At 72.0% G+C, this 16,252-nt stretch carries 17 protein-coding genes; 9 read left to right on the top strand and 8 right to left on the bottom strand.

The features are described from left to right. The first annotated feature begins 183 nt into the window (after window positions 1-183). Together QUG93_RS05795 and QUG93_RS05790 are read left to right on the top strand one after the other, a co-directional pair. A complete protein-coding gene (locus QUG93_RS05795) occupies window positions 184-765 on the top strand; it encodes a LemA family protein (RefSeq protein ID WP_289472934.1) in 582 nt (193 codons plus the stop codon). Between the two features lie 23 nt (window positions 766-788). Beyond that, entirely contained in the window at window positions 789-1,688 is a 900-nt protein-coding gene (locus QUG93_RS05790; RefSeq protein ID WP_289472931.1) for a M48 family metalloprotease, read from the top strand. Window positions 1,689-1,767: 79 nt separating this feature from the next. Here QUG93_RS05790 and QUG93_RS05785 read toward each other — a convergent pair whose 3' ends face one another. Continuing rightward, window positions 1,768-3,096 (bottom strand): winged helix-turn-helix domain-containing protein, encoded by a 1,329-nt coding sequence (locus tag QUG93_RS05785; RefSeq protein ID WP_289472929.1) that lies wholly within the window; start codon window positions 3,094-3,096, stop codon window positions 1,768-1,770. Between the two features lie 102 nt (window positions 3,097-3,198). On the opposite strand from QUG93_RS05785, the gene QUG93_RS05780 reads away from it, so the two are divergent. Next, window positions 3,199-4,437: an AI-2E family transporter gene (locus QUG93_RS05780; RefSeq protein WP_289472927.1), complete on the top strand. Its 1,239-nt coding sequence runs from the start codon at window positions 3,199-3,201 to the stop codon at window positions 4,435-4,437. Window positions 4,438-4,511: 74 nt separating this feature from the next. After that, the gene (ilvA, locus tag QUG93_RS05775; protein WP_289472925.1) at window positions 4,512-5,771 is read left to right on the top strand and encodes a threonine ammonia-lyase; all 1,260 of its coding nucleotides are present in this window, start codon (window positions 4,512-4,514) and stop codon (window positions 5,769-5,771) included. Window positions 5,772-6,040: 269 nt separating this feature from the next. On the opposite strand, the gene greA is transcribed toward ilvA, so the two are convergent. Continuing rightward, window positions 6,041-6,529, bottom strand: a complete 489-nt coding sequence (greA, locus tag QUG93_RS05770; protein ID WP_289472923.1) for a transcription elongation factor GreA — start codon at window positions 6,527-6,529, stop codon at window positions 6,041-6,043. A gap of 82 nt (window positions 6,530-6,611) precedes the next feature. Continuing rightward, window positions 6,612-6,998 (bottom strand): DUF4307 domain-containing protein, encoded by a 387-nt coding sequence (locus tag QUG93_RS05765; protein WP_289472921.1) that lies wholly within the window; start codon window positions 6,996-6,998, stop codon window positions 6,612-6,614. Window positions 6,999-7,172: 174 nt separating this feature from the next. Between QUG93_RS05765 and mca the strand changes: the two genes are divergently transcribed. Together mca and QUG93_RS05755 are read left to right on the top strand one after the other, a co-directional pair. Then, window positions 7,173-8,063: a mycothiol conjugate amidase Mca gene (gene mca, locus QUG93_RS05760; protein ID WP_289472919.1), complete on the top strand. Its 891-nt coding sequence runs from the start codon at window positions 7,173-7,175 to the stop codon at window positions 8,061-8,063. Continuing rightward, the gene (locus QUG93_RS05755) at window positions 8,060-8,368 is read left to right on the top strand and encodes a hypothetical protein (RefSeq protein WP_289472917.1); all 309 of its coding nucleotides are present in this window, start codon (window positions 8,060-8,062) and stop codon (window positions 8,366-8,368) included. Before mca ends, QUG93_RS05755 begins: the two co-directional genes overlap by 4 nt. 69 nt (window positions 8,369-8,437) lie before the next feature. Here the strand turns inward: QUG93_RS05755 and trhA are convergent, their stop codons facing one another. Continuing rightward, window positions 8,438-9,136, bottom strand: a complete 699-nt coding sequence (gene trhA, locus QUG93_RS05750) for a PAQR family membrane homeostasis protein TrhA (RefSeq protein ID WP_289472915.1) — start codon at window positions 9,134-9,136, stop codon at window positions 8,438-8,440. Between the two features lie 84 nt (window positions 9,137-9,220). Here trhA and QUG93_RS05745 point away from each other — a divergent pair, with 84 nt between their 5' ends. The 3 genes from QUG93_RS05745 (at window position 9,221) to phoH2 (ending at window position 12,932) form a co-directional block, all read left to right on the top strand. Beyond that, entirely contained in the window at window positions 9,221-10,006 is a 786-nt protein-coding gene (locus tag QUG93_RS05745; RefSeq protein ID WP_289472912.1) for an isoprenyl transferase, read from the top strand. A 100-nt stretch (window positions 10,007-10,106) separates the two neighbouring features. Next, on the top strand, window positions 10,107-11,216 hold the full coding sequence (locus QUG93_RS05740; RefSeq protein ID WP_289472911.1) for an aminotransferase class V-fold PLP-dependent enzyme: 1,110 nt from the start codon (window positions 10,107-10,109) through the stop codon (window positions 11,214-11,216). Window positions 11,217-11,564: 348 nt separating this feature from the next. Beyond that, entirely contained in the window at window positions 11,565-12,932 is a 1,368-nt protein-coding gene (phoH2, locus tag QUG93_RS05735) for an RNA 5'-3' helicase PhoH2 (protein ID WP_434533085.1), read from the top strand. Between the two features lie 190 nt (window positions 12,933-13,122). Here the strand turns inward: phoH2 and QUG93_RS05730 are convergent, their stop codons facing one another. The 4 genes from QUG93_RS05730 to QUG93_RS05715 form a co-directional block, all read right to left on the bottom strand. Further along, a complete protein-coding gene (locus tag QUG93_RS05730) occupies window positions 13,123-14,496 on the bottom strand; it encodes a class II fumarate hydratase (protein ID WP_289473150.1) in 1,374 nt (457 codons plus the stop codon). 163 nt (window positions 14,497-14,659) lie between these two features. Continuing rightward, complete coding sequence (locus QUG93_RS05725; protein ID WP_289472908.1) at window positions 14,660-15,274, bottom strand: carbonic anhydrase; 615 nt, start codon at window positions 15,272-15,274, stop codon at window positions 14,660-14,662. Window positions 15,275-15,326: 52 nt separating this feature from the next. Further along, the gene (locus tag QUG93_RS05720) at window positions 15,327-15,962 is read right to left on the bottom strand and encodes a DUF4245 domain-containing protein (RefSeq protein WP_289472905.1); all 636 of its coding nucleotides are present in this window, start codon (window positions 15,960-15,962) and stop codon (window positions 15,327-15,329) included. Beyond that, window positions 15,959-16,225: an exodeoxyribonuclease VII small subunit gene (locus QUG93_RS05715; protein ID WP_289472903.1), complete on the bottom strand. Its 267-nt coding sequence runs from the start codon at window positions 16,223-16,225 to the stop codon at window positions 15,959-15,961. Before QUG93_RS05715 ends, QUG93_RS05720 begins: the two co-directional genes overlap by 4 nt. Window positions 16,226-16,252 lie beyond the last annotated feature (27 nt).

Genomic DNA, 16,252 nt, shown 5'->3' with positions numbered 1-16,252 from the left:
GGCCGACCGACGATCGGCGGCCGCCGCACGGCGGGTGTGCGCTGCTCGGGAATCACCCGTGAACCGACGACTCGAGCAAGCCGTGTCGACCTGCCTCGGTACAATCGTGGGCGGCCGCGCTGCGGCCCGCACCGGCCGCGGCCCCCACCGCGCCGGACCCGACGCGCAAAGGAGTACGCCCCGATGGACACCGGACTCGTCACGACGCTGATCGTCGTCGGAGTGGTGGTGGTCCTGCTCGTCGTGGTCGGGATCTACCTCTGGGTGACCTACAACTCGCTCGTCACGCTGAAGCTCCGTGTGGACGAGGCCTGGAGCGACATCACGGTGCAGCTGAAGCGCCGCGCGGACCTCATCCCCACGATCGTCGACACCGTCAAGGGCTACGCGGCCCACGAGAAGTCGGTGTTCGAGTCGGTCACCCGCGCCAGGGCGGAGACGCTCAGCGCGGACGACGCGTCGAGCGCCTCGGCGGCAGAGGGACACATGCAGAAGGCCCTGAAGAGCGTGTTCGCCGTCGCGGAGGGCTACCCGCAGCTGCAGTCGAGCCAGAACTTCCTGCAGCTGCAGTCGGAGCTCGTCGACACCGAGGACAAGATCCAGGCCGCGCGACGCTTCTACAACGGGGGCGTGCGCGAGCTGAACACGAAGATCCGCGTCTTCCCCAACTCGACCTTCGCCAAGAGCAAGGGCTTCACCGAGGCCACGTTCTTCGAGACGGCCGAGCCCGCGGCGATCGCCGAACCGCCGCGCGTCCAGTTCTGACCCGCACGGAGTCGGGCTGACCCGTGTACCGCGCCATCGCACAGAACAAGCGCAACACCGTCGTCATCGTCCTGGTCTTCCTGCTCATCGTCGGGGCACTGGGGTTCCTCGGCGGGTACCTGGCCGGCAACGTGTCGGTCGGGGTGGTCGTGCTGCTCGTCGCCCTCGGGTACGCGGTGTTGCAGTACTTCCTGGCCGGACGGCAGGCGACGGCGATCGCGGGCGGCGTCGAGATCGACCGCGACTCGGAGCCGCGACTCTGGCGGACCGTCGAGAACCTGGCGATCACCACCGGCATGCCGATGCCGCGCGTGTTCGTCATCGACGACCCGGCACCGAACGCCTTCGCCACCGGCCGTGACCCCGAGCACGCGATCGTCGCGGCGACGACCGGACTGCTGGCGATCATGGACGACACCGAGCTGCAGGGCGTGATGGCGCACGAGCTCGGGCACGTCCGGAACTACGACATCCGTGTCTCGACGATGGTGTTCGGGCTGGTGGTGGCGGTCGGGTTCCTCGCCGACGTGCTCCTGCGCATCTCGATCGTCAGCGGCATGGGCGGTCGCGGCCGGAACAACGACTCCGGGGGCGGGAACAACCCGGTCCTGCTCGTCGCCGGACTGGTCGCCGTGCTGGTCGCCCCGATCGCCGCCGCAGCCGTGCAGGCAGCGGTGTCCCGCCAGCGGGAGTACCTGGCCGACGCGACCGGTGCGATGACGACCCGCTACCCGGAGGGGCTGGCGCGGGCGCTCGAGAAGCTCGAGGCGTACGGGCGACCGACGCGGTCGCAGAACTCGTCGATGGCGCACCTGTGGATCGCCGACCCGATGCGGCCGGGCGTGATGGACCGACTGTTCTCGACGCACCCGCCGCTGCCCGACCGGGTCGCGCGCCTCCGGAACAGCCTCGGCCGCTTCTGAGGCGAGCCGCGCCGGCGACGTGACCGTGCGCCGGACCGGCGGCGCTCTGACCACCGTGCCCCGCGCCTCCCGGCCGTCGTCAGGCGACCGCGTCGCCCCCGGGAGCGGGGCCGGCACCGTCCACGTCGGTACCGTCCGCGTCGGCACCGTCCGGGTCGGCGCCGTTCGCGTCGGCACCGTCCACGTCGTCCCGGGCCTCGTGCGGGACCAGCCCGACGCCGAGCGCACCAGCGAGCGCAGCGGCGGCCGTCCCGCGGTCGGTGACCTCGACCCCGTCGTGCCCCTGCCACGCTGCCGCGCGCCGGAGCGTGGCGGCCAGCCGCTCCGCGTCCAGGTGCTCCCCTGGCTCCTGCCACGCCGTCCGCACGCGCAGCACACCGCGCTGCCGGTCGCTCTTCAGGTCCACCCGCCCGGTCAACCGGTCGTCCTGCAGCACCGGCAGCACGTAGTACCCGTAGACCCGCTTCGGGGCCGGCGTGTAGATCTCGATCCGGTAGTGGAAGCCGTACATCCGCTCCGCGCGCCGGCGGAACCACACGACCGGGTCGAACGGGCTGAGCACGGCGTCCGCGCCGACCCGTCGCGGCACCCGGGCGGTCGTGTGGAGCCAGGCCGGCTCACGCCAGCCCTCGACCAGCACCGGCTGCAGCTCACCCTGCTCGACCAGGACGGCGATCGCCGCGGCGGTGTCGTCGGACCGCAGCCGGAAGTAGTCGGCGAGGTCCGCGCGCGTACCGACGCCGAGCGCCCGCGACGCCCGCCGGACGAGTTCGGTGATCGCGGTCGGACGGTCCGGGGCCGTCGCGAGCGTGCCGGCGGGGAGCACCTGGTCGGGCAGGGCGTAGACGCGCTCGAAGCCCGCGCGGCCGGCGCTGACGACCTCGCCCCAGCGGAACATCTGCTCGAGCCCCGTCTTCACGTCGCTCCAACCCCACCACGGCCCGCGGCGGACGTTCGCCTCGTGCTCGACGGCGCTCGCGGGGAGAGGCCCCTCGGCGGCGAGCAGGGCCCGCAGCTCGCGACGGACACCGGCGGTGCGCTCGATCCCCGCGACCCGGTTCGGTCGGGTGTCGCGCTCCCGGTACGCGTCCATCCGCCAGCGGAACAGCGGCAGGTCGGTGCGCGGCAGGAAGGCGGCCTCGTGCGCCCAGTACTCGGCGTACGGGCCACGACGGGTCAGCGTCAGGCGGTCGAGGACCGAACGGTCGTACCCGCCGACCCGGGCGAACACGGGCAGGTAGTGGCTCCGTTCGAACACGTTGACCGAGTCGATCTGCAGCAGGCCGAGCCGACCGATCGTGCTCGTCAGGGTCCGGGTCGCGACGGCGTCCGAGGGCGCTCCGCCGAACCCCTGGGCCGCCAGGGCGACGCGGCGGGCCTCGGCGGCGGAGAGCGTGGACCTGACCATGTGACGACGCTACCGAGCAGGGCCGACAGCGGTGCGGGTGCGGCCGAGACCGCGTATGCCGCATCTGGAACGCTTCCTGGTACCCGTCGGTACACTCGCCGCATGGCCTGGGGTAAGAAGACGCATCCGGATCCCGTCGTCGACGAGGTCGTGCCCACGGGCATGCGCATCGCGGGGGCGTGGTCGTGGCGCATCCTCGTCGTCATCGGCGTGGTCGCGGTCGTCATCTACCTCGTGACGCTGTTCAGCGAGGTCCTCATCCCGTTCCTCATCGGCATCGTCGTCGCAGCCCTGCTGGTGCCGCTCTCGAACTGGATGCAGCGCCACCACGTGCCGAAGTGGATCGCCGTCGTGGTGAGCCTCGTCGGCGGGCTCGCCGCCGTGACCGCACTGATCTGGCTCGTCGTCGACCAGATCGCCGCTGCCTACCCCTCGCTGCGGGACCGGACGCTGTCGCAGTACGACACCATCCGCGAGTTCGTCCTGAGCTCGGGTCTGGGGATCAGCCAGAGCGACCTCAACGACTACCTCGACCAGGCGACCGACTGGCTGTCGAGCAACTCCGGCTCGATCCTGTCCGGCGTCGCGAGCGCCGGGTCCTCGCTCACGCACCTGCTGACCGGCCTCTTCGTGGTCATCTTCACCGTGATCTTCCTGCTCATCGACGGCAAGAACGTGTGGCGCTGGACCGTGCGGCTCTTCCCGAAGAAGGCCCGCGCGGCCATCGACGGTGCGGGCGTCGCGGGCTGGACGACGCTGACGAGCTTCATCCGCGTGCAGATCTTCGTGGCGTTCGTCGACGCCGTCGGCATCGGCATCGGTGCGGCCGCCCTGCAGCTGCCGCTCGTGATCCCGATCGCCGTGTTCGTCTTCCTCGGCGCCTTCATCCCCGTCGTCGGAGCGATCGTCACCGGCTTCCTCGCGGTGTTCATCGCGCTCATCTTCAACGGGTGGGTCGCCGCGCTCGTCATGCTCGGCGTGATCCTCGTCGTGCAGCAGGTCGAGGGCCACATCCTGCAGCCGCTCGTCATGGGCAGCGCGGTCAAGGTGCACCCCCTGGCGGTCGTGCTCGGCGTCACCGCGGCGTCCGGCCTGGCGGGCATCGCGGGCGCGTTCTTCGCGGTGCCGCTCATCGCGACGGTCAACTCGATGGTGACGACGATCGCCAGTGGTCGCTGGAAGGGGCTCGACTCCGACCACGTGCTCGAGGCGAAGCAGCGCGACCACCACGCCAGCGTCGAGGCGAAGAAGCAGCGTCGCTGGCGGAAGCGCCACCCCGAGGGCGTCCCCGCACCCGGCAGCGACGAGCAGCCCACGGCGGAGAAGGGCACCGCGGGCTGAACGGCCGCACAGTCGGCCGCACGGTCGGCCGTCACGAGTTCGCCGTGACGGCCCCGAGCGACGATGATGGGTCCGTGACCGACACCTCCGTGCCCCAGCAGCAGACCGCCGCGTTCCCGACGCTCGCGGACATCGAAGCCGCGCGGCAGACCATCGCGGGTGTGGCGCGCGTCACCCCGATGGAGACCTCGCAGTTCCTCGCCGAGCTGCTCGGGTCGCCGGTGCACCTGAAGTGCGAGAACCTGCAGCGCACCGGCGCGTACAAGGTGCGCGGTGCCTACAACCGGCTCGCGGCGCTGAGCCCCGATCAGCGTGCCGCCGGGGTCGTGGCCGCGAGCGCGGGCAACCACGCCCAGGGCGTCGCCCTCGCCGCGCGCGAGCTCGGCATCCCCGCCACCATCTTCACCCCCGTCGGCGTCGCGCTGCCGAAGCTGCAGGCCACGCGGCACTACGGTGCCGACGTCGTGCTCCGCGGACACTCCGTGGAAGAGGCCCTGAGCGCGGCGAAGGACTTCGCCGCGCGGACCGGCGCGGTCTTCATCCCGCCGTTCGACCACCCGGACGTCATCGCCGGCCAGGGCACGCTCGGACTCGAGATCATCGACCAGGTGCCCGACGTCGACACGGTCGTCGTCCCGATCGGCGGCGGCGGCGTGATCGCGGGCATCGCCCTCGCGGTGAAGGGCATGGCCGAGCGGCTCGGCCGCGAGATCCGCGTGGTCGGCGTGCAGGCCGAGAACGCCGCCGCGTACCCGTCGTCGATCCGTGCGGGACAGCCGGTCACGATCACGACGAAGCCGACGATCTCGGACGGCATCGCGGTCGCCCGGCCCGGTGAGCTGAACTTCCCGATCATCCGCGACCACGTGGACGAGATCGTCACGGTCTCGGACGACGACACCGCCCGGGCGCTCCTCGTGCTGCTCGAGCGCGCGAAGCTCGTCGTCGAGGCAGCGGGTGCCGTGGGCGTCGCCGCGATCATGTCCGGAGCCGTGCGCGACACCGGCCGGACCGTGGTGCTGCTGAGCGGCGGCAACATCGACCCGCTCATGATGGAGCGCGTCATCACCCGCGGCCTCGTCGCCGCGTCGCGCTACATCGGGATCCGCATCATGCTGCCGGACCGTCCTGGGCAGCTCGCGCGGGTGGCGCAGGTCATCTCGGATGCCGGTGCGAACGTCGTCGAGGTCCTCCACACCCGGCACGGGCAGGGCCTGGTCATCAACGAGGTCGCCCTCGACCTGTCGATCGAGGCCCGTGGCCCCGAGCACGCGCAGGAGGTCATCCAGCGCCTGCACGAGGTGGGGTTCCGCCCGGAGCTGCTCGAGCACTGACGGGCGACGGCCCACCGCAGCGGGCCATCAGCCGGACGTACGGGCGCGACGCGCGGCCGTCAGGGCTCCGTTCAGGACGGCGTCGCCGGCCGGGAGGCGCGTGGTGCTCCCGTCGTGACGCTCACGTCGATCCTGCCCTCGCTCCGCGCCTCGCCGCCGACACCGCGCCCCCGTGGAACCAGGGAACCGACGTCGAACCGAGCGAGGGGCCTGGTTCGACGTCGGTTCCGTGGTTCGACCGTGCGGTGTGCCGTGCGCGGCGGCTCCGGCTACGGCTCGTAGCGCTCGACCTTCGTCACCTCGACGGCGATGTCCTTGCCGTTCGGGGCCGTGTAGCTCGTCTTCTCGCCGGCGCGGAGCCCGACGATGGCGGCACCGACCGGGCTGACCGGGCTGTACACCGTCAGGTCCGAGCCCTCGGCGACGATCTCGCGGTTGCCCACCAGGAACGTCGACTCGTCGCCGGCGATCACCGCGGTGACGACCGTGCCCGGCTCGACGGTGCCGTCGAAGTCGGCCTCGCCCACCGTGGCGTGCTTCAGCAGCTCGGTGAGCTGGCGGATGCGGGCCTCGATCTTGCCCTGCTCGTCCTTCGCGGCGTGGTAGCCGCCGTTCTCCTTGAGGTCGCCCTCCTCACGCGCCGCCTCGATGCGGTTCGCGATCTCCTTGCGGGCCGGGCCCGACAGCTGCTCGAGTTCGGCCGTGAGGCGGTCGTGCGCCTCCTGGGTCAGCCAGGTGACCTGCGTGTCGTTGCTCATGTGGGTTCCCTTCGACGAAGAACGAGACCGGCCGGAGTGGCCGGTCTCGTCCGCGGATCAGTCGAGTCTGAATCCGACGAGTCTAGGGAACCCAGCAGTCGTGGATCAAGCCGGTCACGCCCCGGGTGGTCGTGGCGACGTCGGTCGTCACGGTGCGGGTGCGCTGGTCGGACGCGGGGAGCGTGATCTCCTTCCACCCGACGATCGAGTACGTCTTGTCGAGCACCTGCACGGCGCACTTCGCCTCGGTGCCCGGGTCGACGGAGACCTGGGAGTGCACGACCGTCCGGTGGTCGGTGACGACGGTGTACCCGACCTCGGTGTTGTCGAGCCCGTGCGACGTCTGGTCGAGTCCGGCCCAGACCACCCACGCCACGAAGACCAGGACGACGGCGATCGCCGCGAGGATCCCGAACAGTCGGCCGCGTCGACGCCGGTCGGGCGTCCGTCCGTACCGGTCGTCCAGCACGGAGGACGAGGACGCGGCCGGCGCGGATGCGGCGGGGTGCAGGGGTTCGGACAGTTGGGGGCTCCCGGGGTGATTATCCTGGTCTCCAGGGTAGTTCACGCCCCGCTGTGCGCTGCCCGCATGCACGCGGTCGTCGCGTGCGCCCCACCCCGCTCGCACCCCGTGAGGATCCCCGTGCCGTACCGCCTGCTGGCCGTCCACGCCCACCCCGACGACGAGTCGAGCAAGGGAGCCGCCACGGCCGCCAGGTACGTCGCCGAGGGTCACCAGGTCCTCGTCGTATCGTGCACCGGTGGCGAGGCCGGGGACGTCCTCAACGAGCAGCTCGGCGAGCCCGCGACCAGCCGGGCGCACCGCGACATGGCCGGCTACCGGCGCACCGAGATGGCGGCAGCGCAGGCAGCGCTCGGCATCGACCACGTGTGGCTCGGCTACCACGACTCGGGCCTGCCGGATGCGGAGCAGGGCGAGACCGTGCGTCCGGGGACGTTCTCGACGGTGCCGCTCGAGTACTCCACGGAGGCACTCGTGCGGGTGGTCCGCCGGTTCCGTCCGCACGTGCTCGTCACGTACGACGAGAACGGCGGGTACCCGCACCCCGACCACATCCGGACGCACGAGGTCTCGATGGCCGCCTGGCGGGACGCGGCGGACCCGGCGAAGTACCCGTCGGCGGGGGAGCCCTGGTCGATCGCGAAGCTCTACTACGAGCGCACGATGAACCCGCGGCGCTTCAGCACGATCTACGAGGCCCTGCGCGACCGCGACCCCGACAGCCCGGCGCTCGAGCAGCTGCGCGAGTGGGTGGAGCGCTTCGCCGACCGTCCGGACCTGGCGACGACGCACGTCGATGTGCACGAGTACTTCGACGCCCGCGACGCCGCGCTCCGTGCGCACGCGAGCCAGGTGCCGCCGGACAGCGCCTTCTTCTACTGGCCGAACGACCTCCTCGCGACGGTGTGGCCCACCGAGGACTACCAGCTCGTCGAGGCACGCGTGCCCACCGAGCTGCCGGAGTCCGACCTCTTCGCGGGGATCCCTGACGACGAGGACCCCACCGCGTGAGCACCATCCTGACGGCCGTCGCCGCAGCAGCCCCCAGCCCGAGCCCGTCGGTCGTGCCCGACGTCGACGTCACGCCCGGCGTCGCCGGCTTCGTCGCGATCGCGGTCGTCGCGGTCGTGACGATCCTGCTCGTCGTCGACATGACGCGGCGGATCCGGCGGACGCGCTACCGCGCGGAGGTCCGGGAGCGGCTCGAGGCCGACGCGGGCGGGGCGCCGGGCGACCGCACCGCGACCGACGAGGCGGCGCGTCGTGCCGCCGAGGACGGTCGGGCCGACGTGGGCGACGACACCGAACGCGGCTGAGGCGACCACCGACGGACGGGAGGCCCGTGGCGAGCGCGCCACGCGCCTCCCGTCCGCCGTCCGGTCGCCTCAGCGCACCGGGTCGAGCGCCACGATGAGCACGCCCACCCACTGGGCGGCGAAGGCCACGACCGTCAGGGCGTGGAAGACCTCGTGGAACCCGAACACGGTGGGTGACGGGTTCGGGCGCTTGAACGCGTAGACCAGCGCGCCGACGATGTACGCGGCCCCACCGGACAGCACGAGCACCGTCATCGGGACGCTCGCGGCGAAGAACTGGGGGAGCAGACCGAAGGCCGCGCACCCGAGCACCAGGTAGATCGGCACGTAGAGCCAGCGGGGTGCGTTGATCCACAGGACGCGGAACGCGATGCCGAGCGCCGCGCCGCTCCACATCACCCAGAGCACCACGACCATCAGGGTGTGGTCGAGGGCGCAGATCGCGATCGGGGTGTACGTGCCCGCGATGAGCAGCAGGATGTTGGTGTGGTCGATCCGCTTGAGGATCCGCTTGACCGTCGGTCCCCACGGGAACCGGTGGTAGGTCGCCGAGACGCCGAACATGAGCAGCGAGGTCGCCATGAAGACGGCGCTCCCGGCCTTGGCGGCGCCGCTGTCGGCGAGCGTGATGAGCACGATGCCCATCGCGACCGCGAAGGGGAAGGTGCCCAGGTGGATCCACCCCCGCCAGGCCGGGCGGGGCGGATCGGTGGCGGCCGCTTCCTCGGTGAACGGGACGTGCGGCAGCATGGCGGTCTCGTCCTGCATGGGGCGACCCTAGGGCTCCTGGCCGAACGGCAGCCGAGCGTCCCGCGCAGCGCCCGCGAGGGTGTCGTGCACTACAGTCGTGCCGTGACCGGCAGGCTGGGATGGGCAGGGCGCGGCGTCCTCTACCGCGCCTACCAACGTCGTATCCGCCGGCAGATCGACGCGCAGGCGATGCCGAAGCACGTGGCCATGATCGTGGACGGCAACCGTCGCTGGGCGAAGCAGCTCGGCCTCGAGTCCGCGGCACACGGCCACCGCGCGGGCGCCGCGAAGATCCCGGAGTTCCTCGACTGGTGCGACGACCTCGGCATCGAGGTCGTGACGCTCTACCTGCTGTCGGCGGACAACCTGACCGGACGCGGGGGCGAGGAGCTCGAGCAGCTCGTCGGGATCATCGCCGACCTGGCCGGCACCCTGGCGGACCACCGCGACTGGCGCGTCCAGCACGTCGGTGCCGACGAGGGACTGCCGGACGCGCTCCTGTCCGCACTGACGCAGGCCGAGGCCCGGACCGCCGACCACACCGGACTGCACGTCAACCTGGCGGTCGGCTACGGCGGACGCCGCGAGATCGCCGACGCCATGCGCAGCATCGTGCGGGCGCACGGCGAGGGCGGCGGGACGCTCGACACCCTGGCCGAGGTCCTGACGCCCGAGCTCATCGGCGACCACCTCTACACGCAGGGCCAGCCCGACCCCGACCTGGTGATCCGCACCTCGGGCGAGCAGCGGCTGTCCGACTTCATGCTCTGGCAGAGCGCCCACAGCGAGTTCTACTTCGTCGAGGCGTTCTACCCGGACCTCCGCGAGGTCGACTTCCTGCGTGCCGTGCGCGACTTCGGGCTGCGCTCCCGACGCTTCGGTGGCTGACCGGCGTCGTCCGACCACTGCGTTCACCGGCTCGGGTTCGCCCCGGCCGTCGGCGTCCCAGTACACTCACAGGGTTTTCGTCCCACGGAAGGTTGCCCCTGTGAACATCGCCGAGTACGCCAGCGGCTTCGCCGAGGAGCCCGGCTACCTCGACCACGCCGCCTTCGGTCCCGTGCAGACCGCCGTGCTCGAGGAGCAGCGGGTGCTCGGGACGATCCAGGAGCGCATGCGCTTCGGCGCGATGGAGACCCTCGACGAGCAGGACGCCCGGGTCCGCACGGTGGCCGCTCGTCTGGTCGGACGCCGTGAGGACCAGGTCGTCTCGCAGACCGCGACGACGCCCGGACTGCTGCACACCGCCTTCGGCCTGACCGGGGGCGTGCTCGTCGCGGCGGACGAGTACCCCTCGTTGCCGCTCGCCCTCGCGAGTGCTGCATCGGCCACCGGCGGTCGGGTCCAGCCCGTCGTCGTGGAGTCGGGCGCGGGCTGGATGACCCCGTCGCTCGTCGAGTCGCGCCTGACCGACGACGTCACGGCGGTCGCCGTGTCCCTCGTCGACTGGCAGACCGGCTACCTGGCAGACCTCGCCGGGATCCGTGAGGTCATCGGCGAACGCCTGCTCGTCGTCGACGCGATCCAGGGCTTCGGCGTCGTCGACGCGCCCTACGAGCTCGCCGACGTCGTCGCGACCGGAGGCCAGAAGTGGCTGCACGCCGGGTGGGGCACCGGGTTCACCGCGTTCAGCGACCGCGCCCTGAACCGCCTCCGTCCGGCACTGTCCGGCCCGCACGGCACCACCGGGTGGCCCACCGAGGTCCCCTCGGTCAAGCCCGGGGCTGCCGGGTACCAGATGACGCGGATCGACCCCGTCGCGCAGGCCCGGATGGCGGTGTCGCTCGAGCGGCTCGTGTCCGTCGGGGTCGGGTCGGTGCAGGAGCGCGTGGCCGATCGTGTCGAGCGGGTGTTCGACATCGCCGACGAGTTCGGGCTCGCCGTGGAGTCCAGCCGTGACCCGCGTGAGCGTGCCGGCATCGTGGTGCTCCGCCCGCCGCAGGGACGGCTCACCGCGCTGTCCGCGGCGCTGCACAACCACGGGGTCACGGTCACGACGCGGCTCGGGGTCGCGCGGGTGTCGGTGTTCGCGTCCACGACGGACGAGACGCTCGACATGTTCCGCGACGCCTGCCTGTCGTACGCGACGATGCAGTAGCGCGCCGCGGCGCGAGCCGCCGCGAGGCGGCGCGAGGCTCGGCCCCGCGGACGTCTTCGCGAAGCGGGAACTGCGAAGGTGTCCGCCCAGGCGAGGCTCGGGCACGGGAGGTGCCCACCCGCCGGACGGGAGGCGCGGTGCGAGCCCGCACCGCGCCTCCCGTCCGGCGGGCTGCGCGTTCACGCGACCGTAACCTGTGGATCCGCGTGTCGTGGTGCGCGTGTGAGGGGCGGGTCGTAGCTTGGCGCCATCGGGCACAGTGCCCGGTCGAAGCGGCCACAGTCGGTGCTTCGGGACCGCTCCACGGCCGCGTTCGAGGACAGTGACCGGGCCGAGCGCGGCCCGGGGATGGAGTGGGTCGTGACCTCTCAGAACGTCTCTCGCGGAACCGCTCGGCAGCGCACCGCGGACTCGTCCACACCGGTCGCCCAGCGCACGTACGTGCTCGACACCTCGGTGCTCCTCAGCGATCCGCGGGCGCTGTTCCGGTTCGCGGAACACGCGGTGGTCCTGCCGGTCGTCGTCGTCAGCGAGCTGGAGTCCAAGCGGAACGACCCGGAGATCGGGTACTTCGCGCGGCAGGCGCTGCGGCTGCTCGACGAGCTGCGCATCGAGCACGAGCGCCTCGACTTCCCGATCGCGCTCGACGGCGGCGGCTCCTTCCGGGTCGAGTTGAACCACTCCGAGCAGTCGGTCCTGCCCTCCGGGCTGCGGCTCGGCGACAACGACTCCCGGATCCTCGCGGTCGCGTCGAACCTGTCGAACGACGGTCTCGACGTCGTGGTCGTCTCCAAGGACCTGCCGCTGCGCGTGAAGGCCTCGTCGATCGGCATGGCGGCCGAGGAGTACCGCGCCGAGCTCGCTGTCGACTCCGGGTACACGGGCATCACGGACCTGCAGGTGTCGGGCGAGCAGATGTCCGAGCTGTACGAGCGCGAGGAGGTCCGCTCGGCGCAGCTCGAGGGGGTCCCGGTCAACACCGGCGTGGTCATCCACTCCGAGCGCGGGTCGGCACTCGGGCGCGTGCACGAGGCCGGCGCGGTGTCGCTCGTGCGCGGCGACCGCGAGGTCTTCGGCCTCCGTGGACGCTCCGCCGAGCAGCGGCTCGCGATCGACGCCCTGCTCGACCCCGAGATCGGCATCGTGTCCCTCGGTGGCAGCGCCGGCACGGGCAAGTCGGCACTGGCGCTCTGCGCCGGGCTCGAGGCCGTGCTCGAGCGGCAGCAGCACAAGAAGATCATGGTGTTCCGACCGCTCTACGCCGTGGGCGGCCAGGAGCTCGGCTACCTGCCCGGTGACGCGAGCGAGAAGATGAACCCGTGGGCACAGGCGGTGTTCGACACCCTCGGGGTGCTCGTGTCCGACAACGTCCTCGACGAGGTCGTCGAGCGCGGCATGCTCGAGGTCCTGCCGCTGACGCACATCCGCGGGCGCTCCCTGCACGACGCGTTCGTCATCGTCGACGAGGCGCAGTCCCTCGAGCGCAACGTCCTGCTCACCATGCTGTCCCGCATCGGGCAGAACTCGCGCGTGGTCCTGACGCACGACGTGGCGCAGCGGGACAACCTGCGGGTCGGCCGGCACGACGGCGTCGCGAGCGTGATCGAGCGGCTCAAGGGCCACCCGCTGTTCGCGCACGTGACGCTGGCCCGCTCGGAGCGCTCGGCGATCGCGGCGCTCGTGACCGAGCTGCTCGACTCGCCCGACCTGGTGTAGCGCGGCGCGGGCTGGCTGGCCGTCGCCGAGTCTCGGCCTGAGCGACACTCCTCGCGCTCGCGAGCGCGAGGAGTGTCGCCGGGCGCGAGACTCGGGCCGAGTGGCACCGGCGCGGTCGCGACGACACGACGGACGGGAGGCGCGGTGCCGGCCGGCACCGTGCCTCCCGTCCGTCAGTGGGTCCCGTGGGTCAGTTCGGGTGCGTCATGGACAGCACGTCGAGCGCGCTGTCGAGCTGCTCCTCGGTGACCTCGCCGCGCTCGACGTGGCCGAGGGCGATGACGGCCTCACGGACGGTGATGCCCTCGGCGACGGCGTACTTCGCCACCTTGGCGGCGGCCTCGTACCCGATGACGCGGTTGAGCGGCGTGACGATCGACGGCGACGACTCGGCGAAGGCGCGCGCACGCTCGAGGTTCGCCTGCAGCCCGTCGATGGTCTTGTCGGCGAGCACCCGCGAGCTGTTCGCGAGCAGGCGGATCGACTCGAGGAGCGCCGTGCCCATCACGGGGATCGCGACGTTCAGCTCGAACGCGCCCGAGGCACCAGCCCAAGCGACCGTGGCGTCGTTGCCGATGACCCGTGCGGCGACCATCAGCGTGGCCTCGGGAATGACCGGGTTGACCTTGCCGGGCATGATCGACGAGCCGGGCTGCAGGTCGGGGATGTGGAGTTCACCCAGGCCGGTGTTCGGCCCCGAGCCCATCCAGCGCAGGTCGTTGTTGATCTTCGTCAGGCTGACCGCGATGACCTTCAGCGCACCGGACGCCTCGACCAGGGCGTCGCGCGCGCCCTGCGCCTCGAAGTGGTCGAGGGCCTCGGTGATCGGCAGGCCGGTGTCCTCGGCCAGGCGGGCGATCACCTGCTGCGGGAAGCCCTTCGGCGTGTTGATGCCGGTGCCGACCGCGGTGCCACCGAGCGGGACCTCGGCGACGCGGGGGAGCGTCGCCTGCACGCGCTCGATGCCGAGGCGGACCTGGCGCGCGTAGCCGCCGAACTCCTGCCCGAGGGTGACCGGGGTGGCGTCCATCAGGTGCGTGCGGCCGGACTTGACGGCGTCGGCCCAGAGCGTCGCCTTGGCCTCGAGCGACTCCGCCAGGTGCTCGAGCGCGGGGACGAGCGTGCGGATGAGGGCCTCGGTCACGGCGACGTGGACGGACGTCGGGAACACGTCGTTCGACGACTGCGAGGCGTTGATGTGGTCGTTCGGGTGCACGTCCGAGCCGGCGATGCGGGTCGCCAGCGTCGCCAGGACCTCGTTCATGTTCATGTTCGACGAGGTGCCACTGCCGGTCTGGTAGACGTCGACCGGGAACTGGTCGTGGTGCGCACCGCCGATGATCGCGTCCGCAGCCTGCGCGATCGCGTCGGCCACCGCCGGGTCGACGATGCCGAGCGAGCCGTTCACGACGGCCGCGGCCCGCTTGATGCGGGCGAGGGCGACGATCTGCGCCGGCTCGAGGCCATTGCCGGAGATCGGGAAGTTCTCGACGGCGCGCTGCGTCTGGGCACGGTACAGCGCGTCCACCGGGACCCGGACCTCGCCCATGGTGTCGTGCTCGATGCGGAAGCCGTCGCCGCCGTCCGCGGGCTGTGCGGTCGCGGTCTGGTCGGGATCGGTGGTGTGGGTCACGTCGTCGTGGTCCTTCCTGTGGTGCGCGCCCGGAGCGGTCGCCCCGGCGCCTGGGTGGCCCGGTGGTCCCCGGGCATCACGCCGTGGGGGCCGGTCAGGCCTGGCCCACGACGGTGTCGATGGTGACCTCGCCCGTGGACAGGTCGTAGGTCGCTCCGACGACGGCCAGGCTACCCTCGGCGATCGCGTCGGAGACGGCACCGGAGCGCTCGATCACCTGGCGCAGCGTGGCCTCGAGGTGCGCGGCGCCCACCGACTCCTGCGGCAGGTCGGCGTCGGTCGCGCGGACCTGCTCGACGCTCGGCGCGATGGCGTCGACGAGGGCCTGCAGGTGCGGGGCGGGGACGGGCTCGCCGGACCGTGCGGCGGCGACGGCACCGCACCGGGTGTGGCGGAGCACCACGACCAGCGGGGTGCCGAGCGCGACGACGGCGAACTCGATGGAGCCGAGCACGACGTCGTCGACGATCTGGCCCGCGTTGCGGATGGCGAACAGGTCGCCGATGCCGGCGTCGAAGACGTGCTCGAACGGCACGCGCGAGTCGGAGCAGCCGAGCACGGTCGCGAAGGGCGCCTGCGACCCGGTCAGCTCCCCGCGGCGGTCCGGGTCGATGCGGCCGGTGCGGCGCTTGTCGGCGGCGAAGCGGGCGTTGCCCTCGACGAGCAGGCGGAGGGCGTCGGACGGGGTGGCGGCGGCGCGGTCGGGCATGGTCTTCCTCGTGCTTCGGGTTCGGTCGGGACGGTGCGGCTGGGAGTCGGGGCTACTGGCTGAACTGCTCGGTGACGGCCTTCGCGAGCGTCCTGAAGGACGCGTCGTCGGCGGTGCCGGACAGGACGATCGTGTCGCGGTCGAACGTGGTGACCAGCGAGTACGCGTGGTTCCCGGCGTCCTTGCCCTCGTCGCGGCGGTCGTACACGGTCCACTTCGTGCCGTCGATGGTGCGGTCACCCGTCGGCGCCCTCTGGTCGAGCTGGTTCGACACCCACGAGGCGTTGGCGTCGATGCCCTGCTGCAGGCCGATGTACTGCCGGTCGGGCGTCACGAGGCCGACGGTCCAGACGCGGACACCGTCGGACGTCTTGTCCTGGAAGTCGGCGCGGTTGGACGTGAAGCCGTCGGGCAGGTCCGGGGCCGCCAGGGTCACTCCGGGGATCTGCGCCTGGGCGGCGACCTGCTGGTAGTCGACGGTGCGGTCCACCGTCTGGTCGGGCCGAACCACGACGGCGACGAGGAAGAGCACGATGCCGAGCGACGCGATGAGCGCGAGGACGAGGTTGAACGCGGTCTGGTGCTCGCGACGCGAGCGGCGGGCGGCGTCCTTGCGTGCCCAGGTCTCCTCCGGGGTCTCCGGGCGACCGAGCTCGGCGACGATCGGGCGGCCGTCGGGGTCGCTCACCGCACCGCTCCGTCCTGGTCGTGACCCGTTCGGTCGGCCTCCGTCGACGCGGCGCGTGCGGCGTCGAGTCGGGCGCGTGCGCCCACGAGCCACTCCTCGCACCGTGCGGCGAGCGACTCGCCGCGTTCCCAGAGCGCCAGCGAGCGCTCGAGCGTGGCGGACCCCTGCTCGAGCTCGGCGACGACGCGCACGAGTTCGTCGCGCGCGGCCTCGTAGCTCAACGACTGCACGTCGGACGGCACGGGTTCCTGCTGGGTCGACACCCCTCGATCCTACCGAGCACCCTCCGA

Origin of the sequence: Curtobacterium caseinilyticum, assembly GCF_030363035.1 — a bacterium.
Taxonomy (GTDB): domain Bacteria; phylum Actinomycetota; class Actinomycetes; order Actinomycetales; family Microbacteriaceae; genus Curtobacterium; species Curtobacterium caseinilyticum.
Note: the sequence above shows the minus strand (reverse complement) of the source record. Positions and strands in the feature narration are given on the sequence as shown.

What these genes read in the sequence shown, in the direction of transcription:
- QUG93_RS05795 (WP_289472934.1), top strand. Translation starts at nt 184, where the DNA reads ATGGACACCGGACTCGTCACGACGCTGATCGTCGTCGGAGTGGTGGTG.
- QUG93_RS05785 (WP_289472929.1), bottom strand. Translation starts at nt 3,096, where the DNA reads ATGGTCAGGTCCACGCTCTCCGCCGCCGAGGCCCGCCGCGTCGCCCTG.
- QUG93_RS05780 (WP_289472927.1), top strand. Translation starts at nt 3,199, where the DNA reads ATGGCCTGGGGTAAGAAGACGCATCCGGATCCCGTCGTCGACGAGGTC.
- greA (WP_289472923.1), bottom strand. Translation starts at nt 6,529, where the DNA reads ATGAGCAACGACACGCAGGTCACCTGGCTGACCCAGGAGGCGCACGAC.
- trhA (WP_289472915.1), bottom strand. Translation starts at nt 9,136, where the DNA reads ATGCAGGACGAGACCGCCATGCTGCCGCACGTCCCGTTCACCGAGGAA.
- phoH2 (WP_434533085.1), top strand. Translation starts at nt 11,565, where the DNA reads ATGGAGTGGGTCGTGACCTCTCAGAACGTCTCTCGCGGAACCGCTCGG.
- QUG93_RS05725 (WP_289472908.1), bottom strand. Translation starts at nt 15,274, where the DNA reads ATGCCCGACCGCGCCGCCGCCACCCCGTCCGACGCCCTCCGCCTGCTC.